We start from the raw sequence: 22,907 nt of genomic DNA, 5'->3' as shown, positions 1-22,907 counted from the left end.
GAGCTGATCGTGCCGATCGCCATGGAAGAGAAGCTGCGCTTCGCCATCCGTGAAGGCGGCCGCACCGTCGGTGCCGGCATCGTCGTCACCATCAAGGAATAACCGACCCCGGCATCCGCCGGGTCAGGTTCGAGACAGAAAGGGCGGTCCTTGGGGCCGCCCTTTTCCCTTTCGCCCGGCGGTCGTCCGGTGTTGTCGGTCGAACCCTGTTGCAAGCCTTTGGACCTCGTCTAGGATCTCGTCTAGGATAGCTTGCATGGCGGGGCTTTTCCAAATGGTTCCAGGGCGCCTTTTGCATCGTCGGGCTTTGTGGTCGCTGCGGCTGGTCTGCCTGCTGGCCTCGCTTGTCGTGGGGCATGCCGCCTTTGCAACGGGTACGGCGCCGGATCTCGGTCCGACGATGCGCTTCGTCGTCGTCCGCAGCAACGCACCGGGCTGCGAGCCGATCTGCCCGGAATGGATATCCGCCGAAGGCTCGATAGAAGCCCGAACGCCGGTTCTGTTCAAACGCATGCTCAAAACGCTTGGCGGCCGAAATCTGCCGATCGTCGTCGATTCTCCCGGCGGCAATGTCGAGGCAGCGCTGACGCTCGGCCGGTTGATCCGCAAGAACAAGCTCGATATCGCTGTCGGCAAGACCCGGTTCGACGGCTGTCTGCCTGATGCGAAGGATTGCGCGCAAAACGATGGCAGGGGCGCCCGCTATTTCGGCGATGCCTACGCCAGCGGCGCCATGTGCAATTCCGCCTGTCCGCTGATGTTTGCCGGCGGTATCAGGCGGTTGGTCGGTGAATCGGCCTATCTCGGCGTCCATCAGATCACCACGACCTATATCCGCACGAAACTGCAATATCGTACCACCTATCGCATCGTGGGCGGCAAGAAGAAGGTACTCAGCACAAGGATCGTCAGCCGGAAGAGTGCCGGCAGCTACAAGACCTACGAAATGAGCAAGGCGGTGGAGAAAAGGCTGGCGGCCTATCTCGACGGGATGGGCGTCGGACCGGGCGTGCTCGAAACGATGAAGGACACCTCGGCCAGCGCAATCCACCAGCTGGAAGTGCAAAACATGCTTCGGATGAAGATGGTCACCAGCCTGGATTCCGTCGACATGCTGACCGCGGGAAGCATCTGCCGCGCCACTCCATTGCCAGGCAATTGCCGGGAAGTGCCGGCCCCGGCAGACAAGGCCACGCGGCCGGCCGCTGCCGAGGCGGCAAAAGTCGAGCCCGCCGCCGCCGCGCCGACCGAACCCGAAACCGTGCAGCAGGACAATGTCGCCGACATGCGCTTCGTTCTGGTGCGCGGCAAGAGTTTCCTCTGCGATCCCGATTGTCCGGAGTGGATCGCAGCAGAAGGCAGGATTACGGCCGAGACACCACAGAAGCTCCGCCAACTGCTTGGCACCCTGGGGGATCGGCGGCTGCCCGTCGTGATCAACTCGCCGGGAGGCGACCTTTCCGGTGCTCTTGCCGCCGGGAGGCTGATCCGCGAACGCAGGCTCGACGTGGTGGTCGCAGGCACGGAGTTCATGGAATGCGAGCCGGAGAAGCCGGACTGCACGGCCCAAGACGGCGTCTATGTCGGGCTCACAAACGATGCGTTGGGCGAATGCGACGCAGCCTGTCCGATCATGCTTGCGGGCGGTGTCAGACGTCTGGTCGGCCCCCATGCGCGATTGCGCTTGCGGTCACTGGACCTGGACCAGCAGGTCAAGACCTACCTCGAAGAGATGGCGGTTGGGCCTGACCTGCTTGCCGCGGTAAAGCTGCATTCGAGCCAACGGCAGCTCGACCCCAGGAAGATGCTCAAAGTCGGGCTGACGACAGGGCCTCAATCGGCGGATGAACTGACCGGCGCTTCCATTTGCAAATCGGCCCCGAAGCCGGGCAATTGCCGCCTGGTATCTGCGCCCAAACTCCAGGCCGACGCGCCCACCAAGTCATAGTTTCGGCAGCACGTTCGGGGCAGACTGGCCGTCGAGGCAGGTTGAGCTGTCCCCGATAGTTCCGCTATCGTCATCTGGCATTGCCATCTCTGGCACTGCCTGAGGGGTTGGTGGAGGAAAGGAAAGTGAGCCAGGACGTTCCGACATTGTACGAATGGGCTGGCGGCGCCGAGGCGCTGAACCGCCTGACGGAAACCTTCTACGACAAGGTGCTTCGCGACCCGGTCGTCGGGCCGGTGTTCAGGACCATGTCGCCGGACCATCCAGCCCATGTTGCGGCGTTCATCGGCGAGGTTTTCGGTGGACCGAAAACCTACAGCGAAAAATTCGGCGGCCACCGCGAGATGGTCATGCATCATCTGGGCAAGCACCTGACCGAGGAGCAGCGCCGCCGCTGGATCAATCTCCTGGCCGATGCCGCCGACGCGGTCGGCCTGCCCGACGATCCTGAATTCCGCTCGGCCTTCATGGGCTACGTCGAATGGGGCTCTCGGCTGGCCAAGATGAACTCAAATCTCGGCGAGACCTGCGATCCCGAGACGGAACCGATGCCGGCCTGGGGCTGGGGCGTTCCCGGCGGGCCGTACAGCCCGCCGGAAACAAAATAGGCCCCAGTCGCCACGGGAGGTGTCGGGCTGATGCTGGAAGATATGAGGATCGTGCGCTGGCACGAGTGGGATGGACCCGGCCTCGAACACCTGCTGCTGCAGGAGCGGGCAGCGGAGGTCTCGGCCGACTCTGTCGTCATCTGTTCTGGTGAAACGCCTTTTGCCGTCCGCTACCGCATCGCCTGCAACGCGAACTGGCACGCCAGGAGTGTCATGGTCGACGTGATCGGCAGCGGCCAGACACTTGTCCTTGCCGCCGACTGCGATGGTCGCTGGACTAGGGACGGCCTGCTATTGCCCGAGCTCGACGGCGTCCTCGACCCGGATCTCACCGTCACGCCGTTCACCAACACGCTGCCGATCCGGCGCTTGCGGCTTTCGACGGGACAAAGTGCCGAGATCACCACCGCCTTCATCGATTTCCCGGCCTTCACCGTCGTTGCCAATCCGCAGCGCTACACATGCCTCGAAGAGGGCAGGCGATATCTCTACGAATCGCGCGCCAGCGACTTCAAGCGGGAGCTTGAGATCGACCGCGACGGGCTGGTCGTCAGCTATCCCGATTTCTGGCGCAGGGGTTAAGGCGCGTTTGCTTGCAAACCACTCTTTACAGAGCGTGCGGAAGCTTTTAGGAAGCGCCTGCTGCGCCGACATGCGCACGATACGGGCATAGCTCAGTTGGTAGAGCGGCGGTCTCCAAAACCGCAGGTCGTAGGTTCGAGCCCTGCTGCCCGTGCCATTTCTCGAAATGGCACTCAACGTGATATTTCGCCATTTCTCGAAATGGTCCTCAAAACGATATTTTGCGCCTGGCCTTTGAAAATCGGCGACCCGCTTGCCATATTAGGCCGATTGGGGCATAAGGACGCCATAGCCGGGACGGAACGACTGGATGGTTCCGAGGCGGCGTTTGGTCATAAAGCGGACACTTGCCACTTGCGTGGATCAAGAATCGGTTTTATGTAGACGAAACAGACACGCGACGCGTGGAGCTGGGAAGCCGGCTTTACGCGTCTGATTTGCATGGGCGAAATGATTGCGCTGATTCGGCGCGAAAACAGGCTCAGGCGGCACGTCCCGGCCAGCGGGATCATCCAGGGGACCCGGCCAACGGGTCTTGAAGACAGAGCGGCATATGGCTTCGAAAACCACAAATCCTTTCGTCTTTCTCCAGCAGGTTCGCGCGGAGACCGCCAAGGTGACTTGGCCGTCGCGACGCGAAACGATGATCTCGACGGTCATGGTCCTGGCTTTCGCCGTGATCGCGATGATCTTTTTCTTCACCGCCGATCAGCTCATGGGCCTCGCGGTCGAGCAGATTCTTGGCATCGGACGCTAAGTCCGGCGATTACGGAGAAGTCTTGAAATGACTGCGCGGTGGTACATCGTCCACGCCTATTCGAACTTTGAAAAAAAGGTCGCCGAGGACATCGAGAACAAGGCCAAGCAGAAGGGCCTGTCCGCCGATATCGAGCAGATCGTGGTGCCGACCGAGAAGGTCGTCGAGGTTCGTCGCGGCCGCAAGGTGGATGCCGAGCGCAAGTTCTTCCCGGGCTATGTGCTCCTGAAGGCCAATCTGACCGACGCGGTGTTCTCACTGGTCAAGAACACGCCGAAGGTCACCGGCTTCCTGGGTGACTCCAAGCCGGTGCCGATCACCGAGGCGGAAGCGCAGCGCATCCTGAACCAGGTGCAGGAAGGCGTCGAGCGGCCGAAGCCTTCGGTCACGTTCGAGATCGGCGAGGCAATCCGCGTTTCGGACGGTCCCTTCGCGTCGTTCAACGGTTTCGTCCAGGAAGTGGACGAGGAGCGGGCGCGGCTCAAGGTGGAAGTTTCGATCTTCGGGCGCGCCGTGCCTGTCGATCTCGAATTCGGACAGGTCGAAAAGGGCTGAGCCGAAATCCCGCCGCCAAGCGCGGCAGGGAAGGGCGGCGCGGAGATCGCGCTGCTTTGAGAACGGTGGGAGACGAGTGCGGCTTAGCCGGCCGCATGGATCGCACCACCAGACTGCAACCGCCGGCAAGACCGGCATTGACAAAGGCAGGAAAAGAGATGGCTAAGAAAATTGCAGGCCAGCTCAAGCTCCAGGTCAAAGCGGGATCGGCCACGCCGTCTCCCCCGATCGGCCCGGCGCTTGGTCAGCGTGGCATCAACATCATGGAGTTCTGCAAGGCGTTCAACGCGCAGACCCAGGAAATGGAAAAGGGATCGCCGATTCCGGTCGTCATCACCTACTACCAGGACAAGTCCTTCACCTTCGTCATGAAGACGCCGCCGGTGAGCTACTTCCTGAAGAAGGCGGCGAACCTGACGTCGGGTTCGAAGGAGCCGGGCAAGATCAAGGCCGGCACGATCGGCCGCGACAAGGTTCGCGCCATCGCCGAGCAGAAGATGAAGGATCTGAACGCAAACGACGTCGAGGCGGCCATGCGCATGGTCGAGGGCTCCGCCCGCTCGATGGGTCTGGAAGTGGTGGGCTAAGATCATGGCAAAGATTGCAAAGCGTGTATCGAAGACCCGCGAAGGCATCGATCCCAACAAGGCTTACGCCCTGGGTGAAGCGCTGAAGCTGCTCAAGGACCGTTCCTCGGTCAAGTTCGACGAGACCGTCGAAGTCGCCATGAACCTGGGCGTCGACCCGCGCCATGCCGACCAGATGGTCCGCGGCGTAGTCAACCTGCCGAACGGCACCGGCCGCTCGGTTCGCGTTGCCGTGTTCGCCCGTGGCGACAAGGCTGACGAAGCTCGCGCCGCTGGCGCCGACATCGTCGGTGCCGAGGATCTGGTCGAGATTGTCCAGAAGGGCACGATCGACTTCGATCGCTGCATCGCCACGCCGGACATGATGCCGCTGGTCGGCCGTCTCGGCAAGGTGCTTGGCCCGCGCGGCATGATGCCGAACCCGAAGGTCGGCACCGTCACCACCGACGTTGCCGCCGCCGTCAAGGCATCGAAGGGCGGCGCCGTCGAGTTCCGCGTCGAGAAGGCCGGCATCGTTCATGCCGGTGTCGGCAAGGTCTCGTTCGAGGTCAAGGCCCTGGAAGAGAACATCCGCGCCTTCGCTGACGCGGTGACCAAGGCAAAGCCGACGGGCGCCAAGGGCAACTACGTCAAGAAGGTGTCGGTCACCTCGACGATGGGCCCTGGCCTCAAGCTCGACGTCTCGACGCTCGCGGCGTCCTGATAAGCATTACTTCGGATCGGCCGTTAAAGGGCTGATCCGCAAAAGAATTCCGGGCCTCCAACCCAGGTTGGCGGCCCGGTGCCGGAAGTCGAAAGGCTTCCGGACATCCTGTCCGAGATTGCAGGCGGCCCGAGCCTTAGGTTGAAAAGGGGGGCCTTAATTCATGTGGGCCTGCATGAGACGGGTGAAGACCGGACAACGGAGCGACTGCTCCAATGAAAGGTTCGAACCGTGTTTGCCTTTTGTCTGCGCATCGTCGGCTTGGCCGTCGATGTGGCGAAAGGGGGCAGGATCCTCGAGCGTCGTTCGGGAGATCCGTTACTGGATGGCCCGGCCGACAAAAGGCAACCCGACGCCTGTCCTCGTGAATGGGAATGTTCCCGTTAACAGGATGGGGGTCAACTGGAGATAGGCAGTGGACAGAGCGGAAAAACGCGAACTCGTCACGGGCCTGAACGGTGCGTTCTCGAACGCAGGTTCAGTGGTCGTGGCCCACTACGCCGGTATCACCGTCGCGCAAATGAACGACCTTCGGTCGAAAATGCGCGCCGCCGGTGGCACCGTCAAAGTCGCGAAGAACCGTCTCGCCAAAATCGCTCTTCAGGGCACGGACTCCGCATCGATCATCGACCTGTTCAAGGGACAGACGCTGATTGCTTATTCGGAGGATCCGATTGCGGCGCCGAAGGTCGCGTCCGATTTCGCCAAGGGAAATGACAAGCTCGTCATTCTCGGCGGCGCAATGGGCACCACCTCGCTCAACGCCGACGGTGTGAAGGCACTCGCCACACTTCCGTCGCTCGATGAGCTGCGCGCCAGGCTGGTTGGCATGATCGCCACGCCGGCAACCCGGATCGCCCAGATCGTCAATGCGCCAGCGGCTTCGGTCGCGCGCGTCATCGGCGCTTACGCCCGGAAGGACGAGGCGGCATGAGGCCGTTCCTCGCTATCACAAACACACGTTCGAACCTTATGAAGGAATACAACAATGGCTGATCTCGCAAAGATCGTAGACGACCTTTCGAAGCTGACCGTCCTCGAGGCGGCCGAGCTGTCGAAGCTTCTGGAAGAAAAGTGGGGCGTCTCCGCCGCTGCTCCGGTGGCTGTTGCCGCCGCTGGCGGTGGTGCGGCTGCTGCTGCTCCGGCCGAGGAAAAGACGGAATTCGACGTCGTCCTCACCGAGGCAGGCGCTCAGAAGATCAACGTCATCAAGGAAGTCCGCGCCATCACCGGTCTTGGCCTCAAGGAAGCCAAGGATCTGGTCGAAGCGGCTCCGAAGCCGGTCAAGGAAGGCGTTTCCAAGGCCGACGCTGACAAGTTCAAGGCCCAGCTGGAAGCAGCCGGCGCCAAGGTCGACCTGAAGTAAGCGTAAAAGCGGCGGACGGCCTCGCGCCGTCCGCCACTCCCTTCGGCAGGAGGGGGCACGCGTAGCGCGAGACGTACGAGAACCTCTTTCCTGAGGGCCGAAACCGGCCTTCAGGAAACGGGTTTTCTCCCGTTTTAGCCGGCCGCCGACAGGCGCCGGGAAAACAGACAAAGGGTCGCCGCCCAGGTGGCCCAGAATGCAAGGCGAGCCGCGGCGAGGTTCGTCCCGAGTTTAGAGCTAAGGAGCGACGATGGCCCAGACCCAGACTTTCAATGGCCGCAGACGCGTACGCAAGTTCTTCGGAAAGATCCCGGAAGTTGCGGAGATGCCGAACCTGATCGAGGTTCAGAAGGCATCCTATGACCAGTTCCTGATGGTGGCGGAGCCCAAGGGTGGGCGTCCGGACGAGGGACTGCAGGCCGTCTTCAAGTCGGTCTTCCCGATTCAGGATTTTTCGGGCTCCTCGATGCTGGAGTTCGTGAAGTACGAGTTCGAAGGACCGAAATTCGACGTTGACGAATGCCGTCAGCGCGACCTCACCTATGCCGCACCGCTGAAGGTGACGCTGCGCCTCATCGTATTCGATATCGACGAGGATACCGGCGCCAAGTCGATCAAGGACATCAAGGAGCAGGACGTCTACATGGGCGACATGCCGCTCATGACCTTGAACGGCACCTTCATCGTCAACGGCACCGAGCGCGTCATCGTCTCGCAGATGCACCGCTCGCCGGGCGTCTTCTTCGACCATGACAAGGGCAAGTCGCACTCGTCGGGCAAGCTTCTGTTTGCTGCGCGCGTCATCCCGTATCGCGGCTCGTGGCTCGACATCGAGTTCGATTCCAAGGACGTCGTGCACGCCCGCATCGACCGTCGCCGCAAGATTCCGGTGACGTCGCTGCTGATGGCGCTCGGCATGGATGGCGAAGAGATCCTGTCGACCTTCTACAACAAGATCACCTACAAGCGCGCCGGCGACCATTGGCGCATTCCGTTCAACGTCGAGCGTTTCCGCGGCCTCAAGGCCGTCGGCGACCTGGTCGACGCCGATACGGGCGAAGTCGTTGTCGAAGCCGGCAAGAAGATCACGGCCCGCCAGGCCAGGGCGCTCGGCGAAAAGGGTCTCAAGGCGATCAAGTCGACCGACGAGGATCTACTGGGCAACTACCTGGCCGAGGACATCGTCAACTACGCGACCGGCGAGATCTTCCTCGAAGCCGGCGACGAGATCGACGAAAAGACGCTGAAGGTGCTGCTTGGCACCGGTGAAAACGAGATCAAGGTTCTCGACATCGACCACGTCAATGTCGGCGCCTATATCCGCAACACGCTCAACGTCGACAAGAACGAGAGCCGCCAGGACGCGCTGTTCGACATCTATCGTGTCATGCGCCCCGGCGAGCCGCCGACGCTCGAGACCGCCGAAGCCATGTTCAACTCGCTGTTCTTCGACAGCGAGCGCTACGATCTGTCGGCCGTTGGCCGCGTCAAGATGAACATGCGCCTCGAGCTCAAGGCCGAGGACACCGTGCGCGTGCTGCGCAAGGACGACATCCTGGCCGTGGTCAAGACGCTGGTCGAACTGCGTGACGGCAAGGGCGAGATCGACGACATCGACAATCTCGGCAACCGCCGCGTGCGGTCGGTCGGCGAGCTGATGGAAAACCAGTACCGCGTCGGCCTGCTGCGCATGGAGCGCGCGATCAAGGAGCGTATGTCCTCGATCGAGATCGACACGGTGATGCCGCAGGACCTGATCAACGCCAAGCCGGCGGCTGCCGCCGTGCGCGAGTTCTTCGGTTCCTCGCAGCTGTCGCAGTTCATGGACCAGACCAACCCGCTGTCGGAGATCACCCACAAGCGCCGCCTCTCGGCGCTTGGACCGGGCGGTCTGACCCGCGAGCGCGCCGGCTTCGAGGTGCGCGACGTGCACCCGACGCATTACGGCCGCATCTGCCCGATCGAGACGCCGGAAGGCCCGAATATCGGTCTGATCAACTCGCTGGCCACCTTCGCACGCGTCAACAAGTACGGCTTCATCGAGAGCCCGTACCGCAAGATCGTCGACGGCAAGCTGACCAATGACGTCGTCTATCTCTCGGCGATGGAAGAAGCCAAGCACCATGTCGCGCAGGCCAACGCCGAGCTCGACAAGAGTGGTGGCTTCGTCGACGAGTTCGTCATTTGCCGCAGCGCCGGCGAAGTGATGATGGCGCCGCGCGAAAACGTCGACCTGATGGACGTGTCGCCCAAACAGATGGTTTCGGTGGCCGCGGCCCTGATCCCGTTCCTCGAGAACGACGACGCCAACCGCGCCCTGATGGGCTCGAACATGCAGCGTCAGGCCGTGCCGCTGGTACGCGCCGAGGCGCCGTTCGTCGGCACCGGCATGGAGCCGATCGTCGCCCGTGACTCGGGCGCCGCCATCGGCGCCCGCCGCGGCGGCATCGTCGACCAGGTGGACGCGACGCGTATCGTTATCCGCGCCACCGAAGATCTCGATCCGGGCAAGTCCGGCGTCGACATCTACCGTCTGATGAAGTTCCAGCGTTCGAACCAGAACACCTGCATCAACCAGCGTCCGCTGGTCCGCATGGGCGACCGGGTCAACAAGGGCGACATCATCGCCGACGGTCCGTCGACCGAACTCGGTGATCTGGCGCTCGGCCGCAACGTGCTGGTCGCGTTCATGCCGTGGAACGGCTACAACTACGAGGACTCGATCCTCTTGTCCGAGCGCATCGTCGCCGACGACGTCTTCACCTCGATCCATATCGAGGAGTTCGAGGTCATGGCGCGCGATACCAAGCTCGGTCCGGAGGAAATCACGCGCGATATTCCGAACGTCTCGGAAGAAGCGCTGAAGAACCTCGACGAAGCTGGCATCGTCTATATCGGCGCCGAGGTTCAGCCGGGCGACATCCTGGTCGGCAAGATCACGCCGAAGGGCGAAAGCCCGATGACGCCGGAAGAGAAGCTTCTGCGCGCCATCTTCGGCGAAAAGGCATCGGACGTGCGCGACACCTCGATGCGCATGCCTCCGGGTACTTTCGGCACGGTCGTCGAGGTGCGCGTCTTCAATCGCCACGGTGTGGAGAAGGACGAGCGCGCCATGGCGATCGAGCGCGAGGAGATCGAACGCCTCGCCAAGGACCGCGACGACGAGCAGGCCATTCTGGATCGTAACGTCTACGCGCGTCTTTCCGACGTGCTCGTCGGCAAGGAAGCGATCGCTGGACCGAAGGGCTTCAAGAAGGGCTCCACGCTGTCCAAGGACACGCTCGACGAGTATCCGCGTTCGCAGTGGTGGCAGTTTGCGGTGGAGAACGAAAAGCTCCAGAGCGAACTGGAAGCCCTGCGTGGCCAGTACGACGATTCCAAGAAGGCGCTTGAACAGCGCTTCATGGACAAGGTCGAGAAGGTCCAGCGCGGCGACGAAATGCCTCCGGGCGTCATGAAGATGGTCAAGGTCTTCGTGGCCGTGAAGCGCAAGATGCAGCCCGGCGACAAGATGGCCGGCCGTCACGGCAACAAGGGTGTCGTGTCGCGGATCGTTCCGGTCGAGGACATGCCTTTCCTCGAGGACGGCACCCATGCCGATATCGTGCTCAACCCGCTGGGTGTGCCGAGCCGCATGAATGTCGGCCAGATCCTGGAAACGCATCTGGGCTGGGCTTGCGCTGGCATGGGCAAGAAGATCGGCGAGCTGATCGACACGTACAAGGCAGCCGGCGACATCAAGCCGCTGCGCAAGACGCTCGAGAGCTTCATGCCGGCCAACGACCGCAACGAGCCGGTCCGCGAATATGACGACGAGAGCATCGTTCGCCTCAGCGAGCAGATGCGCCGCGGCGTCTCGATCGCGACCCCGGTGTTCGACGGCGCGCACGAGGCTGACATCAACATCATGCTGGAGCAGGCGGGCCTGCACACCAGCGGTCAGTCGCAGCTCTATGACGGACGCACGGGCGAGCCGTTCGATCGCAAGGTGACCATGGGCTACATCTACATGCTCAAGCTTCACCATCTCGTGGACGACAAGATCCACGCGCGTTCGATCGGTCCGTACTCGCTCGTCACCCAGCAGCCGCTGGGCGGCAAGGCGCAGTTCGGTGGCCAGCGCTTCGGCGAAATGGAGGTCTGGGCGCTGGAAGCATACGGCGCCGCCTACACGCTGCAGGAAATGCTGACGGTGAAGTCGGACGACGTCGCCGGCCGCACCAAGGTCTACGAGGCGATCGTCCGTGGCGACGACACCTTCGAGGCCGGCATTCCCGAGAGCTTCAACGTTCTCGTCAAGGAAATGCGGTCTCTCGGCCTCAATGTGGAGCTGGAGAACACCAAGCTCGACGACAACCCGGTCCGGCTGCCCGACGCGGCCGAGTAAGGCAACGGCGCGCCGCGGAAAGCCGCGGCGCGCCATGAGCATGATCCCGAAAAGTGGCTACCGGTTTTCGGACAGGATCATGCTCAACCAAGAATTATTCGACGGCCCGTGGCCGACAAAGACGGCGGGCGTTTGGCTCGCGACTAGATGCAAGGGGTTTTCGAGGCCCCCGAAAAGGAGAACGGCATGAACCAAGAGGTCATGAATCTCTTCAATCCCCAGGCGCCGGCACAGGTGTTCGATTCCATCCGGATATCGCTCGCCAGCCCTGAGAAGATTCTGTCCTGGTCGTTCGGCGAGATCAAGAAGCCGGAGACCATCAACTACCGCACCTTCAAGCCGGAGCGTGACGGTCTGTTCTGCGCGCGCATTTTTGGCCCGATCAAGGACTATGAGTGCCTGTGCGGCAAGTACAAGCGCATGAAGTACAAGGGCGTCATCTGCGAGAAGTGCGGCGTCGAAGTCACGCTGTCGCGCGTCCGCCGCGAGCGCATGGGCCATATCGAGCTCGCTGCGCCCGTGGCCCATATCTGGTTCCTGAAGTCGCTGCCGTCGCGCATCGGCACGCTGCTCGACATGACCCTGAAGGACATCGAGCGCGTCCTCTACTTCGAGAACTACATCGTCACCGAGCCTGGCCTCACCGCGCTGAAGGAGCACCAGCTGCTCAGCGAGGAAGAGTACATGATCGCCGTCGACGAGTACGGCGAGGACAGCTTCACCGCGATGATCGGCGCCGAGGCCATCCATGACCTTCTGGCCGGAATGGACCTGGAGAAGATCGCCGGCGACCTGCGTTCGGAACTGGCTTCGACCACCTCCGAGCTGAAGCAGAAGAAGTATCTGAAGCGGCTCAAGGTCGTCGAGAACTTCATGGAATCCGGCAACCGTCCGGAATGGATGATCATGAAAGTGGTTCCGGTGATCCCGCCGGACCTGCGTCCGCTCGTCCCGCTGGACGGCGGCCGTTTCGCCACCTCGGATCTGAACGATCTCTATCGCCGTGTGATCAACCGCAACAACCGTCTGAAGCGGCTGATCGAGCTGCGCGCCCCCGGCATCATCGTGCGCAATGAAAAGCGCATGCTGCAGGAAGCCGTCGATGCGCTGTTCGACAACGGCCGTCGCGGCCGCGTCATCACCGGCGCCAACAAGCGTCCGCTGAAGTCGCTGTCCGACATGCTCAAGGGCAAGCAGGGCCGGTTCCGTCAGAACCTGCTCGGCAAGCGCGTCGACTATTCCGGCCGCTCGGTCATCGTCACCGGTCCGGAGCTCAAGCTGCACCAGTGCGGCTTGCCGAAGAAGATGGCGCTCGAACTGTTCAAGCCCTTCATCTACGCCCGTCTCGACGCCAAGGGTTACTCCTCGACCGTCAAGCAGGCCAAGAAGCTGGTCGAGAAGGAACGTCCGGAAGTCTGGGATATCCTCGACGAGGTCATCCGCGAGCATCCGGTGCTCTTGAACCGCGCGCCTACGCTGCACCGTCTCGGCATCCAGGCGTTCGAGCCGATCCTGATCGAAGGCAAGGCGATCCAGCTGCACCCGCTGGTCTGCACGGCCTTCAACGCCGACTTCGACGGCGACCAGATGGCCGTTCACGTGCCGCTGTCGCTGGAAGCGCAGCTTGAAGCCCGCGTGCTGATGATGTCGACCAACAACATCCTGCACCCGGCTTCCGGCGCGCCGATCATCGTGCCGTCGCAGGACATGGTTCTGGGTCTCTACTATCTCTCGATCGTCAACCAGAACGAGCCGGGCGAAGGGATGGTGTTTGCCGACATGGGCGAACTCCAGCATGCGCTCGAGACCAAGGCGGTGACGCTGCACTCCAAAATCCGCGGTCGTTTCCGTTCGGTCGATGCCGATGGCAAGGTCGTGTCGAAGATCTACGACACCACTCCTGGCCGCATGATCATCGGCGAGCTTCTGCCGAAGAACGTCAATGTGCCTTACGAGACCGCCAACCAGGAGATGACCAAGAAGAACATCTCCAAGATGATCGACACCGTCTACCGCCACTGCGGTCAGAAGGAGACGGTCATTTTCTGCGATCGCATCATGGCGCTCGGCTTCAGCCATGCCTGCCGTGCCGGCATTTCGTTCGGCAAGGACGACATGCTGATCCCGGACGCCAAGATCAAGCTGGTCTCCGACACCGAGGCTTTGGCCAAGGAATACGAGCAGCAATACAATGACGGCCTGATCACGCAGGGCGAGAAGTACAACAAGGTCGTCGACGCCTGGGCCAAGTGCTCGGAAAAGGTCGCCGACGAAATGATGGCCCGCATCAAGGCGGTCGAGTTCGAGGACAATGGTCGTCAGAAGCCGATGAACTCGATCTACATGATGTCGCACTCCGGTGCGCGTGGCTCGCCCACCCAGATGCGCCAGCTCGCCGGCATGCGCGGCCTGATGGCCAAGCCGTCGGGTGAAATCATCGAGACGCCGATCATCTCGAACTTCAAGGAAGGCCTGACCGTGCTCGAGTACTTCAACTCGACCCACGGCGCCCGCAAGGGTCTGGCCGACACCGCCTTGAAGACGGCGAATTCGGGTTACCTCACCCGTCGACTGGTCGACGTGGCGCAGGACTGCATCGTCAACTCCGTCGACTGCGGCACCGACAAGGGCCTCACCATGCAGCCGATCGTCGATGCCGGCCAGGTCGTCGCTTCCGTCGGCCAGCGCGTGCTGGGCCGTACGTCGCTCGACGACATCAACCATCCGGTGTCGGGCGAGGTTCTGGTCAAGGCCGGAACGCTGATGGACGAGCGTGACGTGGAAAGGATCGAAAAGGCCGGCGTCCAGTCGGTCCGCATCCGCTCGGCGCTGACCTGCGAGGTCAGGGTTGGCGTGTGCGCGGTCTGCTACGGACGAGATCTTGCCCGCGGCACCCCGGTCAACCAGGGCGAAGCCGTTGGCGTCATCGCGGCGCAGTCGATCGGCGAGCCGGGCACCCAGCTCACCATGCGTACCTTCCACATGGGCGGTACGGCGCAGGTGGTGGACTCGTCGTTCCTTGAAGCCTCCTACGAGGGCAAGGTCGAGATCCGCAACCGCAACGTGGTGCGCAACTCGGATGGCCAGCAGATGGTCATGGGCCGCAACATGGCGGTGCTGATCCTCGACGAAACCGGCAAGGAGCGCGCCACGCACCGTCTCACCTATGGTTCGCGTATCTTCGTGGACGATGGCGACAAGGTGAAGCGCGGACAGCGTATCGCCGAGTGGGATCCCTATACCCGCCCGGTCCTCACCGAAATCGAGGGCAGGGTGTCGTACGAGGATCTGGTCGACGGCATTTCCGTTCAGGAAACGGCCGACGAGTCGACCGGCATCACCAAGCGTGAGGTCATCGACTGGCGCTCGACGCCACGCGGCAACGACCTCAAGCCGGCGATTGCCATCCAGGACGCCAAGGGCAAGGTCGGCAAGCTGTCGAAGGGCGGCGACGCCCGCTTCCTGCTCTCGGTCGAGGCCATTCTCTCGGTCGAGCCGGGTGCTCAGGTTCGCCCCGGCGACGTGCTGGCGCGTATCCCGATGGAAAGCGCCAAGACCAAGGACATCACCGGTGGTCTGCCGCGTGTTGCCGAACTGTTCGAGGCACGCCGTCCGAAGGATCACGCCATCATCGCCGAGATCGACGGCACGATCCGCTTCGGCCGCGACTACAAGAACAAGCGTCGCATCATCATCGAGCCGCATGACTCGACGCTTGAGCCGGTCGAATACCTGATCCCGAAGGGCAAGCCGTTCCATCTCCAGGACGGCGACGTCATCGAGAAGGGCGACTACATCCTCGACGGCAACCCCGCGCCGCACGACATCCTGGCGATCAAGGGCGTGGAGGCACTTGCTTCCTACCTCGTCAACGAGATCCAGGAAGTCTACCGTCTGCAGGGCGTGTCGATCAACGACAAGCACATCGAGGTTATCGTTCGCCAGATGCTGCAGAAGGTCGAGATCACCACGCAGGGCGACTCGACCTATATTCCGGGCGACCACGTCGACGTGATCGAACTGGAAGAGGTCAACGAGCGCCTGATCGAGGACGGCAAGAAGCCGGCCGAAGGCCAGCCGGTGCTGCTCGGCATCACCAAGGCATCGCTGCAGACGCCGTCCTTCATCTCGGCCGCCTCCTTCCAGGAGACGACCAGGGTGCTGACGGAAGCCGCGGTTGCCGGCAAGACCGACATGCTGCAGGGGCTGAAGGAAAACGTCATCGTCGGCCGGCTTATCCCGGCCGGTACCGGCGGCACGATGAGCCAGATCCGGCGCATCGCCACCTCGCGCGACGAACTGATCATCGACGAGCGCCGCAAGGCCTCCGGTGTGGAAGTCGCCGAGCCGATGCTGGCCGACATGACAACCGCCGCGCAGTAAGCGCGGCGGTCAAACAAGGAATATAGAGCGGTTCATCGTTTCGATGAACCGCTCTAGGAATCTCAGGCACCAGGGCCGTCGGGGCAACCCGGCGGCTTTTTTGTTTGTGCGAGACTTTTGTGCTTTGAATTGGATCGGAGAAGAAAACGATGAGCAGAAAGACCTGGGCTGCTGTCGACGACTACATCGTCGACGCCCTGTTCGAGGCGGATCCGGCGCTCGATGCAGTTCTGGCCACCAACCACGACCAAGGCCTGCCGGCGATCGACGTGTCGCCGGCGCAAGGCAAGCTGCTCTCGCTTCTGGCGAGGATGCAGGGAGCCAGGACGGTGCTCGAAATCGGCACGCTGGGCGGTTATTCGACCATCTGGCTGGCGCGGGGCTTGCCTGCCGACGGCAAAATCGTGACACTTGAACTTGATCCGCACCACGCCAGGGTCGCGCGCTCGAACTTCGAACGCACGGGCGTGTCGGAACCGGTTGAACTGCGGGTCGGACCGGCCCTGGAATCACTTGCCGCGTTGAGTACCGAGGATGCCGGGCCGTTCGACCTCATCTTCATCGATGCCGACAAGCCAAACAACCCGCACTATCTGTCCTGGGCCATGCGTCTCTCACGCCCAGGGACCGTCATCGTCTGCGACAATGTCATTCGTGACGGTGCGGTACTCGATGACGACGGCCATGACGCCAACGTCGAAGGCGCACGGGCGGCGTTTTCCTTCATCGGGAGCGACAAACGATTGGACGGCACCGCCATCCAGACTGTCGGCGCCAAGGGCTATGACGGCTTTGTAATCGCTATCGTGGATTGACGGCGTTCAGTCGAAAAACGCTTCCACCACATTGCGTCTGCCGAGCATGAAGGCGTCGGCGACATGCTGAAGCGGAGCCAGGTCGACATCGGAAACGCCGGCGTGCACGATCTCGGCAAAGCGCTTGTAGAGCATCGGGTATTCCGCTTCCGGTTCGTCATGGACGACGCGGCCGTCAATGGCGAGCTTCGAGCCGCCGCCCGACAGCACCATGGCGCCCTTGTCGGTGTCGGCGACGATGTCCCAGCTTTGCGGGCCGGTCTGAAGCCAGTCGAGATCCATCGCCACCGGCAATCCATTCGAGGTGCGGAAGGTGACCTGTGCCGCGACCGGGGCGGCGCGGTTTTCAGGAAAATCGAGCACGGCCGAGGTGATGAACATCGGCGGCAGGATGTGGGTCACGATCGACAGCGCATTGATGCCGGGATCGAAGACGCCGAAGCCGCCGGGAGCCCAGATCCATTCCTGGTTCGGGTGCCAGCGGCGTACGTCTTCCTTCCAATTGATGGCGGCGGACTTGATCTTGGCCGAATTCAGGAAGGCGCGCGCGGCCTCGACCGCCGGCGCATAACGCGAATGCCAGCTGGCAAACAGCGAAACGCCGTTCTTCACCGCCAATGCCTTGAGGTTTTCGACCTCGCTGACAGTGGCGCCGGGCGGCTTCTCCAGGAAGACGTGTTTCTTCGCTTCCAGCGCTGTGCGGGCCGCGTCGTAACGAAACTGCGGCGGCATGCAGAGCGAGACGGCCTCAAGCTCCGGCACCGCGTCGAGCATGGCTTCGATATCGAGAAAATTCGGAATGCCGTCGACCTTGCCGTGCCGGCTGGCGGCGGCGATGAGGCGATAGTCCTGGTCCTTCGCCAGGGCCGGCAGGTGCTGGTCGCGGACGATCTTGCCGACGCCGACGATGCCAATCTTGATGGGCTGGGACACGGCCGCTCCGTCTGTTGAATGATGGTGGTGGCTTCTTAGAGCAATTCCAGGAAAAGTGGGAAGCGGTTTTCCGTCCGGAATTGCGATAAAACAGAGAGATAGGGCGGTTCGCCGTTTCCGTGAAACGGTGAACCGCTCTAGCAGAACACTTGCCCCCGACAAGCCGAAGCCGGCGAGCCGAGGCCGAAAAGTCAGCCCCAGCTTTCCTCGAACGGCAAGGTCAGTTTTCCACCTGCCAGGAAGGCCTCGATCGCCGGTTCGAAAGGCGAGGGGTCGAGGCTGTTCGCAGCCAGCCATTCGTCGGAATAATAGGTGTTGGCATAGCGATCGCCGGAATCGCAGATCAGCGTCACCAGCGAACCCGCCCTTCCTTCCTCGATCATGCGTGCGGCCTGGAAGCACATGGCGACGAAGTTGGTGCCGGTCGAGCCGCCGACGCGGCGGCCAAGCCGGCGCGACAGGACCCGCATCGCTGCCAATGAGACCGCGTCCGGCACCCGCAGCATATGATCGATGACGCCTGGCACGAAAGACGGCTCGATGCGCGGCCGGCCGATCCCCTCTATGCGCGACGGCTGTTCGCAGCGGCAATTGCGATCATGCGTGGCAAACCCGTCGAAGAAGGCCGAGCGCTCGACGTCGGCAACCGACAGCCGCGTCGCATGCTGCTTGTAACGCAGGAAGCGGCCGATCGTGGCGGTGGTGCCACCGGTGCCGGCGCTCATCACGATCCAGGCCGGAATCGGATGCCGTTCCTCGCGCATCTGCCCGAAGATCGATTCGGCGATGTTGTTGTTGCCTCGCCAGTCGGTGGCACGCTCGGCGTGGGTGAACTGGTCCATGAAATGGCCGCCCAGTTTCGCCGCGAGTTCGGCCGACTCGGCATAGATGCGCCTGCCGTCGTCGATGAAATGGCAGTTGCCGCCATAGTGCTCGATCGCGGCGATCTTTTCGCGCGAGGTCGATCGCGGCATCACCGCATAGAACGGCACCCCGATCATGCGGGCAAAGTATGCTTCCGACACCGCGGTCGAGCCCGATGATGCTTCGATCACCGGCGCGCCTTCGCGGATCAGGCCATTGCACAGAGCATAAAGAAACAGTGAACGCGCCAGCCGGTGCTTCAGGCTGCCGGTCGGATGGGTCGATTCGTCCTTAAGATAGAAATCGATGCCGGCCAGTGCCGGCAGATCGAGCTTCCACAGATGCGTGTCGGCCGAGCGGCGCTGATCGGCCTCGATCGCCGCGACCGCCTGGTCGGCCCAGGTTCGGGGCGCAGGTCCAACCGCTTTTGGTCCGGTCACCATCTTCGGCGCGCCCCGGTTTCAGATCGGCACGTCGAACGTGACGATCGACACTTCGCCTTCGAGCGCGCCCTGGAAGGCGGAAAGGTGCGGCTCATCGTCGGGTGTGCCGTCCATGTCGCCGATCTGGTCGAGTTCGGCCTCGGCGTAACCTTCGGCCGCAAGCGATTCGAGTGCCCGGCGTACCGCCGAATCGTCGTCGGGGGCCACCAGCATCACGTGCACGCCTTCGGGCTTGCCGCCCTTTTTCTTCCACACCCGGCCGGTGATGATGGTGACCGGGCGCTCTTCATTGTCGTTCACGGGCCGATTCCTCTTGGCAGATTGCGGGCGGGCGAGGGGATTTTGACTGCTCATGCGGCCTTTTCGCATGAAGCAAGGCCGCGCAACAGCGCAAAGCCGGTCACTTTCTTCCTCGCCTTTGCAAAATTGCGAAACAAAATTACATGCGTTTTTCGCATGGCTGCCGAGCCTTGGTTGGCGCGCAATATTTGGCGCTCCGGGCTTGACGGTTCGCGGTCTTACGAGTAGAAGCCGCCCAGTCAGAACCGATGTGAGGCTCTCCCTTCCGAAGCGACACGCTTTGGAGTTTGCCTCAAACAGGGTTCGTTTTACGAGCGAAAAGACATTTCCGGCGTGCACGAAGCGGTTCCGCTTCCTCTGCCATTTGTTCGGGCAAAGACCGCGAGGCGCGGTTTGTGGCCCGAATTTGCGTATGGAAATGACGCTTTGAGCGGCCCTGACCGGGCGAGACACGGAATTGAGAGACAAGAGGGTTTAATGCCTACCGTCAACCAGCTGATCCGCAAGCCGCGCATTGCGCCGGTGAAGCGCAACAAGGTCCCGGCCATGCAGCAGAACCCGCAGAAGCGGGGCGTCTGCACGCGCGTCTATACAACGACGCCGAAGAAGCCGAACTCGGCGCTGCGCAAGGTGGCCAAGATCCGCCTGACCAATGGTTTTGAAGTGATCGGGTACATCCCCGGCGAAGGTCACAACCTTCAGGAACACTCCGTGGTCATGATCCGCGGCGGCCGCGTCAAGGATCTTCCGGGCGTTCGCTACCACATTATCCGCGGCGTGCTCGACACGCAGGGTGTGAAGAATCGCAAGCAGCGCCGTTCGAAGTACGGCGCCAAGCGTCCGAAGTGACCGAAGCGTAGCGAAGGTCATCCCGGGCAAGCATCCGGGATCAAGGCCACCACGCATAATTGAGGCAGAGAAAAAATGTCGCGTCGTCACAGTGCAGAAAAGCGTGAGATCAATCCGGACCCGAAGTTCGGCGATCTGATCGTCACCAAGTTCATGAACGCCGTCATGTATGACGGCAAGAAGTCGGTTGCCGAGACCATCGTCTATGGCGCGCTCGACCAGGTTCAGTCGAAGACCAAGCAGGAGCCGGTCACCGTCTTCCATCAGGCGCTCGACAATGTCGCGCCGCATGTGGAAGTGCGTTCGCGTCGTGTCGGCGGCGCCACCTACCAGGTTCCGGTCGACGTGCGCCCCGAGCGCCGCCAGGCTCTGGCCATTCGTTGGCTGATCGCCGCGGCCCGCAACCGCAATGAGACCACCATGGTCGACCGCCTCTCCGGCGAGTTGATGGACGCGGCCAACAACCGCGGCACCGCCGTCAAGAAGCGTGAAGACACCCACAAGATGGCTGAAGCCAACCGCGCTTTCGCGCACTACCGCTGGTAAAGCGCGTACGAGACTGAGAGGCAGCTACGATGGCCCGCGAATACAAAATCGAAGACTACCGCAATTTCGGTATCATGGCGCATATTGACGCCGGCAAGACGACGACCACCGAGCGCGTCCTCTATTACACGGGCAAGTCGCACAAGATCGGCGAAGTCCACGACGGCGCTGCCACCATGGATTGGATGGAGCAGGAGCAGGAGCGCGGCATCACCATCACGTCCGCCGCGACCACGACCTTCTGGAAGGGTCGCAGCGGCAAGATGTACCGCTTCAACATCATCGACACCCCCGGACACGTCGACTTCACCATCGAAGTCGAGCGTTCGCTGCGCGTGCTCGACGGCGCCATTGCGCTGCTCGACGCCAACGCCGGTGTCGAGCCGCAGACGGAAACCGTCTGGCGCCAGGCCGACAAGTATCGCGTTCCGCGCATGATCTTCTGCAACAAGATGGATAAGATCGGCGCCGACTTCTACCGTTCGGTCGAGATGATCGGTTCGCGCCTCGGTGCGCATGCCGTCGTCATGCAGCTGCCGATCGGCGCCGAGACCGAATTCAAGGGCGTTGTCGACCTCGTCGAGATGAACGCACTGGTCTGGCGCGACGAGACGCTGGGCGCTGCCTGGGACGTCGTCGAGATCCCGGCCGACCTCAAGGCTCGTGCCGAGGAATACCGCGAGAAGATGATCGAAGCCGCCGTCGAAATGGACGAGACGGCACTCGAGAATTACCTCGAAGGCAAGATGCCGTCGAACGACGAGATCCGCGCGCTGATCCGCAAGGGCACCATCGCGGTGAAGTTCTACCCAATGTTCTGCGGCTCGGCCTTCAAGAACAAGGGCGTGCAGCCGCTGCTCGACGCCGTCGTCGAATATCTGCCGTCGCCGGCCGATGTTCCGGCCATCAAGGGCGTCGATGCCAAGACCGACGCCGAGATCGAGCGTCACGCCGACGACAACGAGCCGCTGTCGATGCTCGCCTTCAAGATCATGAACGACCCGTTCGTCGGTTCGCTTACCTTTGCCCGCATCTACTCGGGCAAACTCACCAAGGGCATCTCGGTCGACAACACCGTGAAGGGTAAGAAAGAGCGCATCGGCCGCATGCTGCAAATGCATGCCAACTCGCGCGCCGACGTCGAAGAGGCTTTTGCCGGCGACATCGTCGCCCTGGCTGGCCTCAAGGACACGACCACCGGCGACACGCTGAGCGATCCGCTGCATCCGGTCATTCTCGAGCGCATGGAATTCCCTGATCCGGTCATCCAGATCGCGATCGAGCCGAAGACCAAGAACGACCAGGAAAAGATGGGCCTCGCCCTTCACCGCCTGGCCGCCGAGGATCCGTCCTTCCGGGTCAAGACCGACGAGGAAAGCGGCCAGACGATCATTTCCGGCATGGGTGAGCTTCACCTCGACATCATCGTCGACCGCATGCGTCGCGAATTCAAGGTCGAGGCCAATGTCGGTGCGCCGCAGGTGGCCTATCGCGAGACGATCACCCGCAGGCACGAGCAGGACTACACGCACAAGAAGCAGACCGGCGGTACAGGTCAGTTCGCTCGCGTCAAGATCGTCTTCGAGCCGAATCCCGACAGCAGCGAATTCGAGTTCGAAACCAAGATCGTCGGCGGTGCGGTTCCGAAGGAATACATCCCCGGTGTCGAAAAGGGCATCAACAGCGTCATGACCTCGGGTCCGTTCGCGGGCTTCCCGATGATCGGCGTCAAGGCGACGCTGATCGACGGCGCTTACCACGATGTTGACTCCAGCGTTCTGGCCTTCGAAATCGCCGGCCGCGCCTGCTTCCGTGAAGCTGCACCCAAGCTTGGCGTGCAGTTGCTCGAGCCGATCATGAAGGTCGAGGTTGTGACGCCGGAAGATTATGTCGGCAGCGTCATCGGCGATCTGAACGGCCGTCGTGGCCAGATCCAGGGCCAGGAAGCACGTGGCGTGGCAGTGGTCATCAACGCGATGGTGCCGCTCGCCAACATGTTCAAGTACGTCGACAACCTGCGCTCGATGAGCCAGGGCCGCGCGGCCTACACGATGCAGTTCGATCACTACGAGCCTGTGCCGACCGCGGTCGCCCAGGAAGTTCAGAAGAAATACGCGTAACTCGAACGGGTTGCAGCGGTAACTTAATTCAAGGCCCGCACGGGCGAGCAGGATTGGAGACATCACATGGCAAAAGGTAAATTCGAGCGTAACAAGCCTCATGTGAACATCGGCACGATTGGTCACGTTGACCATGGCAAGACGTCGCTGACGGCGGCGAT

At 62.1% G+C, this 22,907-nt stretch carries 20 protein-coding genes and 1 tRNA gene; 18 read left to right on the top strand and 3 right to left on the bottom strand.

Translation table 11 applies throughout. The annotated features are described in order from the left end of the window. The 14 genes from HNQ71_RS34030 to HNQ71_RS33965 all read left to right on the top strand — a co-directional run. On the top strand, positions 1-102 hold a 102-nt coding region (locus HNQ71_RS34030; protein WP_152536282.1), incomplete at its 5' end, for an EF-Tu C-terminal domain-related protein. Positions 103-274: 172 nt separating this feature from the next. Continuing rightward, a complete protein-coding gene (locus HNQ71_RS34025; protein ID WP_184879374.1) occupies positions 275-1,948 on the top strand; it encodes a COG3904 family protein in 1,674 nt (557 codons plus the stop codon). A 125-nt stretch (positions 1,949-2,073) separates the two neighbouring features. Then, positions 2,074-2,556 (top strand): globin domain-containing protein, encoded by a 483-nt coding sequence (locus HNQ71_RS34020; protein ID WP_184879371.1) that lies wholly within the window; start codon positions 2,074-2,076, stop codon positions 2,554-2,556. A 30-nt stretch (positions 2,557-2,586) separates the two neighbouring features. Then, the gene (locus tag HNQ71_RS34015; RefSeq protein ID WP_184879368.1) at positions 2,587-3,138 is read left to right on the top strand and encodes a putative glycolipid-binding domain-containing protein; all 552 of its coding nucleotides are present in this window, start codon (positions 2,587-2,589) and stop codon (positions 3,136-3,138) included. Positions 3,139-3,219: 81 nt separating this feature from the next. Beyond that, a tRNA-Trp gene (locus HNQ71_RS34010) sits at positions 3,220-3,295 on the top strand. 396 nt (positions 3,296-3,691) lie between these two features. After that, positions 3,692-3,895, top strand: coding sequence for a preprotein translocase subunit SecE (secE, locus tag HNQ71_RS34005; RefSeq protein WP_013531408.1), 204 nt, complete (start codon positions 3,692-3,694; stop codon positions 3,893-3,895). 27 nt (positions 3,896-3,922) lie between these two features. Beyond that, on the top strand, positions 3,923-4,450 hold the full coding sequence (gene nusG / locus HNQ71_RS34000) for a transcription termination/antitermination protein NusG (protein ID WP_013895710.1): 528 nt from the start codon (positions 3,923-3,925) through the stop codon (positions 4,448-4,450). Between the two features lie 158 nt (positions 4,451-4,608). After that, positions 4,609-5,037, top strand: coding sequence for a 50S ribosomal protein L11 (rplK, locus tag HNQ71_RS33995; RefSeq protein ID WP_006333334.1), 429 nt, complete (start codon positions 4,609-4,611; stop codon positions 5,035-5,037). Positions 5,038-5,041: 4 nt separating this feature from the next. Further along, a complete protein-coding gene (gene rplA / locus HNQ71_RS33990) occupies positions 5,042-5,740 on the top strand; it encodes a 50S ribosomal protein L1 (RefSeq protein ID WP_184879348.1) in 699 nt (232 codons plus the stop codon). A 415-nt stretch (positions 5,741-6,155) separates the two neighbouring features. Further along, positions 6,156-6,674, top strand: coding sequence for a 50S ribosomal protein L10 (rplJ, locus tag HNQ71_RS33985; protein ID WP_095089664.1), 519 nt, complete (start codon positions 6,156-6,158; stop codon positions 6,672-6,674). Between the two features lie 54 nt (positions 6,675-6,728). Then, positions 6,729-7,106: a 50S ribosomal protein L7/L12 gene (gene rplL, locus HNQ71_RS33980; protein ID WP_095089666.1), complete on the top strand. Its 378-nt coding sequence runs from the start codon at positions 6,729-6,731 to the stop codon at positions 7,104-7,106. Positions 7,107-7,356: 250 nt separating this feature from the next. Beyond that, positions 7,357-11,493 carry a DNA-directed RNA polymerase subunit beta gene (gene rpoB, locus HNQ71_RS33975; protein ID WP_184879345.1) on the top strand — a complete coding sequence of 1,379 codons (4,137 nt, stop codon included), beginning with the start codon at positions 7,357-7,359 and terminating at the stop codon, positions 11,491-11,493. A gap of 186 nt (positions 11,494-11,679) precedes the next feature. After that, positions 11,680-15,876 carry a DNA-directed RNA polymerase subunit beta' gene (gene rpoC / locus HNQ71_RS33970; protein WP_184879342.1) on the top strand — a complete coding sequence of 1,399 codons (4,197 nt, stop codon included), beginning with the start codon at positions 11,680-11,682 and terminating at the stop codon, positions 15,874-15,876. Between the two features lie 149 nt (positions 15,877-16,025). Next, complete coding sequence (locus HNQ71_RS33965) at positions 16,026-16,691, top strand: O-methyltransferase (protein ID WP_184879339.1); 666 nt, start codon at positions 16,026-16,028, stop codon at positions 16,689-16,691. A gap of 6 nt (positions 16,692-16,697) precedes the next feature. Here HNQ71_RS33965 and HNQ71_RS33960 read toward each other — a convergent pair whose 3' ends face one another. The 3 genes from HNQ71_RS33960 to HNQ71_RS33950 all read right to left on the bottom strand — a co-directional run bounded on the left by HNQ71_RS33960 (position 16,698) and on the right by HNQ71_RS33950 (position 19,231). Beyond that, entirely contained in the window at positions 16,698-17,624 is a 927-nt protein-coding gene (locus tag HNQ71_RS33960) for a Gfo/Idh/MocA family oxidoreductase (protein ID WP_184879336.1), read from the bottom strand. A 191-nt stretch (positions 17,625-17,815) separates the two neighbouring features. Further along, complete coding sequence (locus tag HNQ71_RS33955) at positions 17,816-18,931, bottom strand: PLP-dependent cysteine synthase family protein (protein ID WP_184879333.1); 1,116 nt, start codon at positions 18,929-18,931, stop codon at positions 17,816-17,818. An 18-nt stretch (positions 18,932-18,949) separates the two neighbouring features. Continuing rightward, positions 18,950-19,231 carry a transcriptional regulator gene (locus HNQ71_RS33950; RefSeq protein ID WP_184879330.1) on the bottom strand — a complete coding sequence of 94 codons (282 nt, stop codon included), beginning with the start codon at positions 19,229-19,231 and terminating at the stop codon, positions 18,950-18,952. Positions 19,232-19,708: 477 nt separating this feature from the next. Here HNQ71_RS33950 and rpsL point away from each other — a divergent pair, with 477 nt between their 5' ends. From rpsL to HNQ71_RS33930, 4 genes are all read left to right on the top strand, one after another. Next, entirely contained in the window at positions 19,709-20,080 is a 372-nt protein-coding gene (gene rpsL, locus HNQ71_RS33945) for a 30S ribosomal protein S12 (protein WP_006333356.1), read from the top strand. 75 nt (positions 20,081-20,155) lie between these two features. Continuing rightward, positions 20,156-20,626, top strand: a complete 471-nt coding sequence (gene rpsG, locus HNQ71_RS33940; protein ID WP_008875664.1) for a 30S ribosomal protein S7 — start codon at positions 20,156-20,158, stop codon at positions 20,624-20,626. A 29-nt stretch (positions 20,627-20,655) separates the two neighbouring features. After that, positions 20,656-22,746, top strand: a complete 2,091-nt coding sequence (gene fusA, locus HNQ71_RS33935; protein WP_095089675.1) for an elongation factor G — start codon at positions 20,656-20,658, stop codon at positions 22,744-22,746. A gap of 66 nt (positions 22,747-22,812) precedes the next feature. Beyond that, a partial coding sequence (locus tag HNQ71_RS33930) for a GTP-binding protein (RefSeq protein WP_131922527.1) occupies positions 22,813-22,907 on the top strand: 95 nt, incomplete at its 3' end.

The sequence above is a fragment of the Mesorhizobium sangaii genome (genome assembly GCF_014207355.1).
In the GTDB taxonomy this organism is placed as follows: Bacteria; Pseudomonadota; Alphaproteobacteria; order Rhizobiales; family Rhizobiaceae; genus Mesorhizobium; species Mesorhizobium sangaii.
This window is presented reverse-complemented; position numbering and strand designations above follow the sequence as displayed.

Bases quoted from the DNA above. Each gene is read 5' to 3' on its own strand.
- HNQ71_RS34025 (WP_184879374.1), top strand. From the start codon at position 275: ATGGTTCCAGGGCGCCTTTTGCATCGTCGGGCTTTGTGGTCGCTGCGG.
- HNQ71_RS34015 (WP_184879368.1), top strand. From the start codon at position 2,587: ATGCTGGAAGATATGAGGATCGTGCGCTGGCACGAGTGGGATGGACCC.
- secE (WP_013531408.1), top strand. From the start codon at position 3,692: ATGGCTTCGAAAACCACAAATCCTTTCGTCTTTCTCCAGCAGGTTCGC.
- nusG (WP_013895710.1), top strand. From the start codon at position 3,923: ATGACTGCGCGGTGGTACATCGTCCACGCCTATTCGAACTTTGAAAAA.
- rplK (WP_006333334.1), top strand. From the start codon at position 4,609: ATGGCTAAGAAAATTGCAGGCCAGCTCAAGCTCCAGGTCAAAGCGGGA.
- rplA (WP_184879348.1), top strand. From the start codon at position 5,042: ATGGCAAAGATTGCAAAGCGTGTATCGAAGACCCGCGAAGGCATCGAT.
- rplL (WP_095089666.1), top strand. From the start codon at position 6,729: ATGGCTGATCTCGCAAAGATCGTAGACGACCTTTCGAAGCTGACCGTC.
- rpoB (WP_184879345.1), top strand. From the start codon at position 7,357: ATGGCCCAGACCCAGACTTTCAATGGCCGCAGACGCGTACGCAAGTTC.
- rpoC (WP_184879342.1), top strand. From the start codon at position 11,680: ATGAACCAAGAGGTCATGAATCTCTTCAATCCCCAGGCGCCGGCACAG.
- HNQ71_RS33965 (WP_184879339.1), top strand. From the start codon at position 16,026: ATGAGCAGAAAGACCTGGGCTGCTGTCGACGACTACATCGTCGACGCC.
- HNQ71_RS33955 (WP_184879333.1), bottom strand. From the start codon at position 18,931: ATGGTGACCGGACCAAAAGCGGTTGGACCTGCGCCCCGAACCTGGGCC.
- rpsL (WP_006333356.1), top strand. From the start codon at position 19,709: ATGCCTACCGTCAACCAGCTGATCCGCAAGCCGCGCATTGCGCCGGTG.
- rpsG (WP_008875664.1), top strand. From the start codon at position 20,156: ATGTCGCGTCGTCACAGTGCAGAAAAGCGTGAGATCAATCCGGACCCG.
- fusA (WP_095089675.1), top strand. From the start codon at position 20,656: ATGGCCCGCGAATACAAAATCGAAGACTACCGCAATTTCGGTATCATG.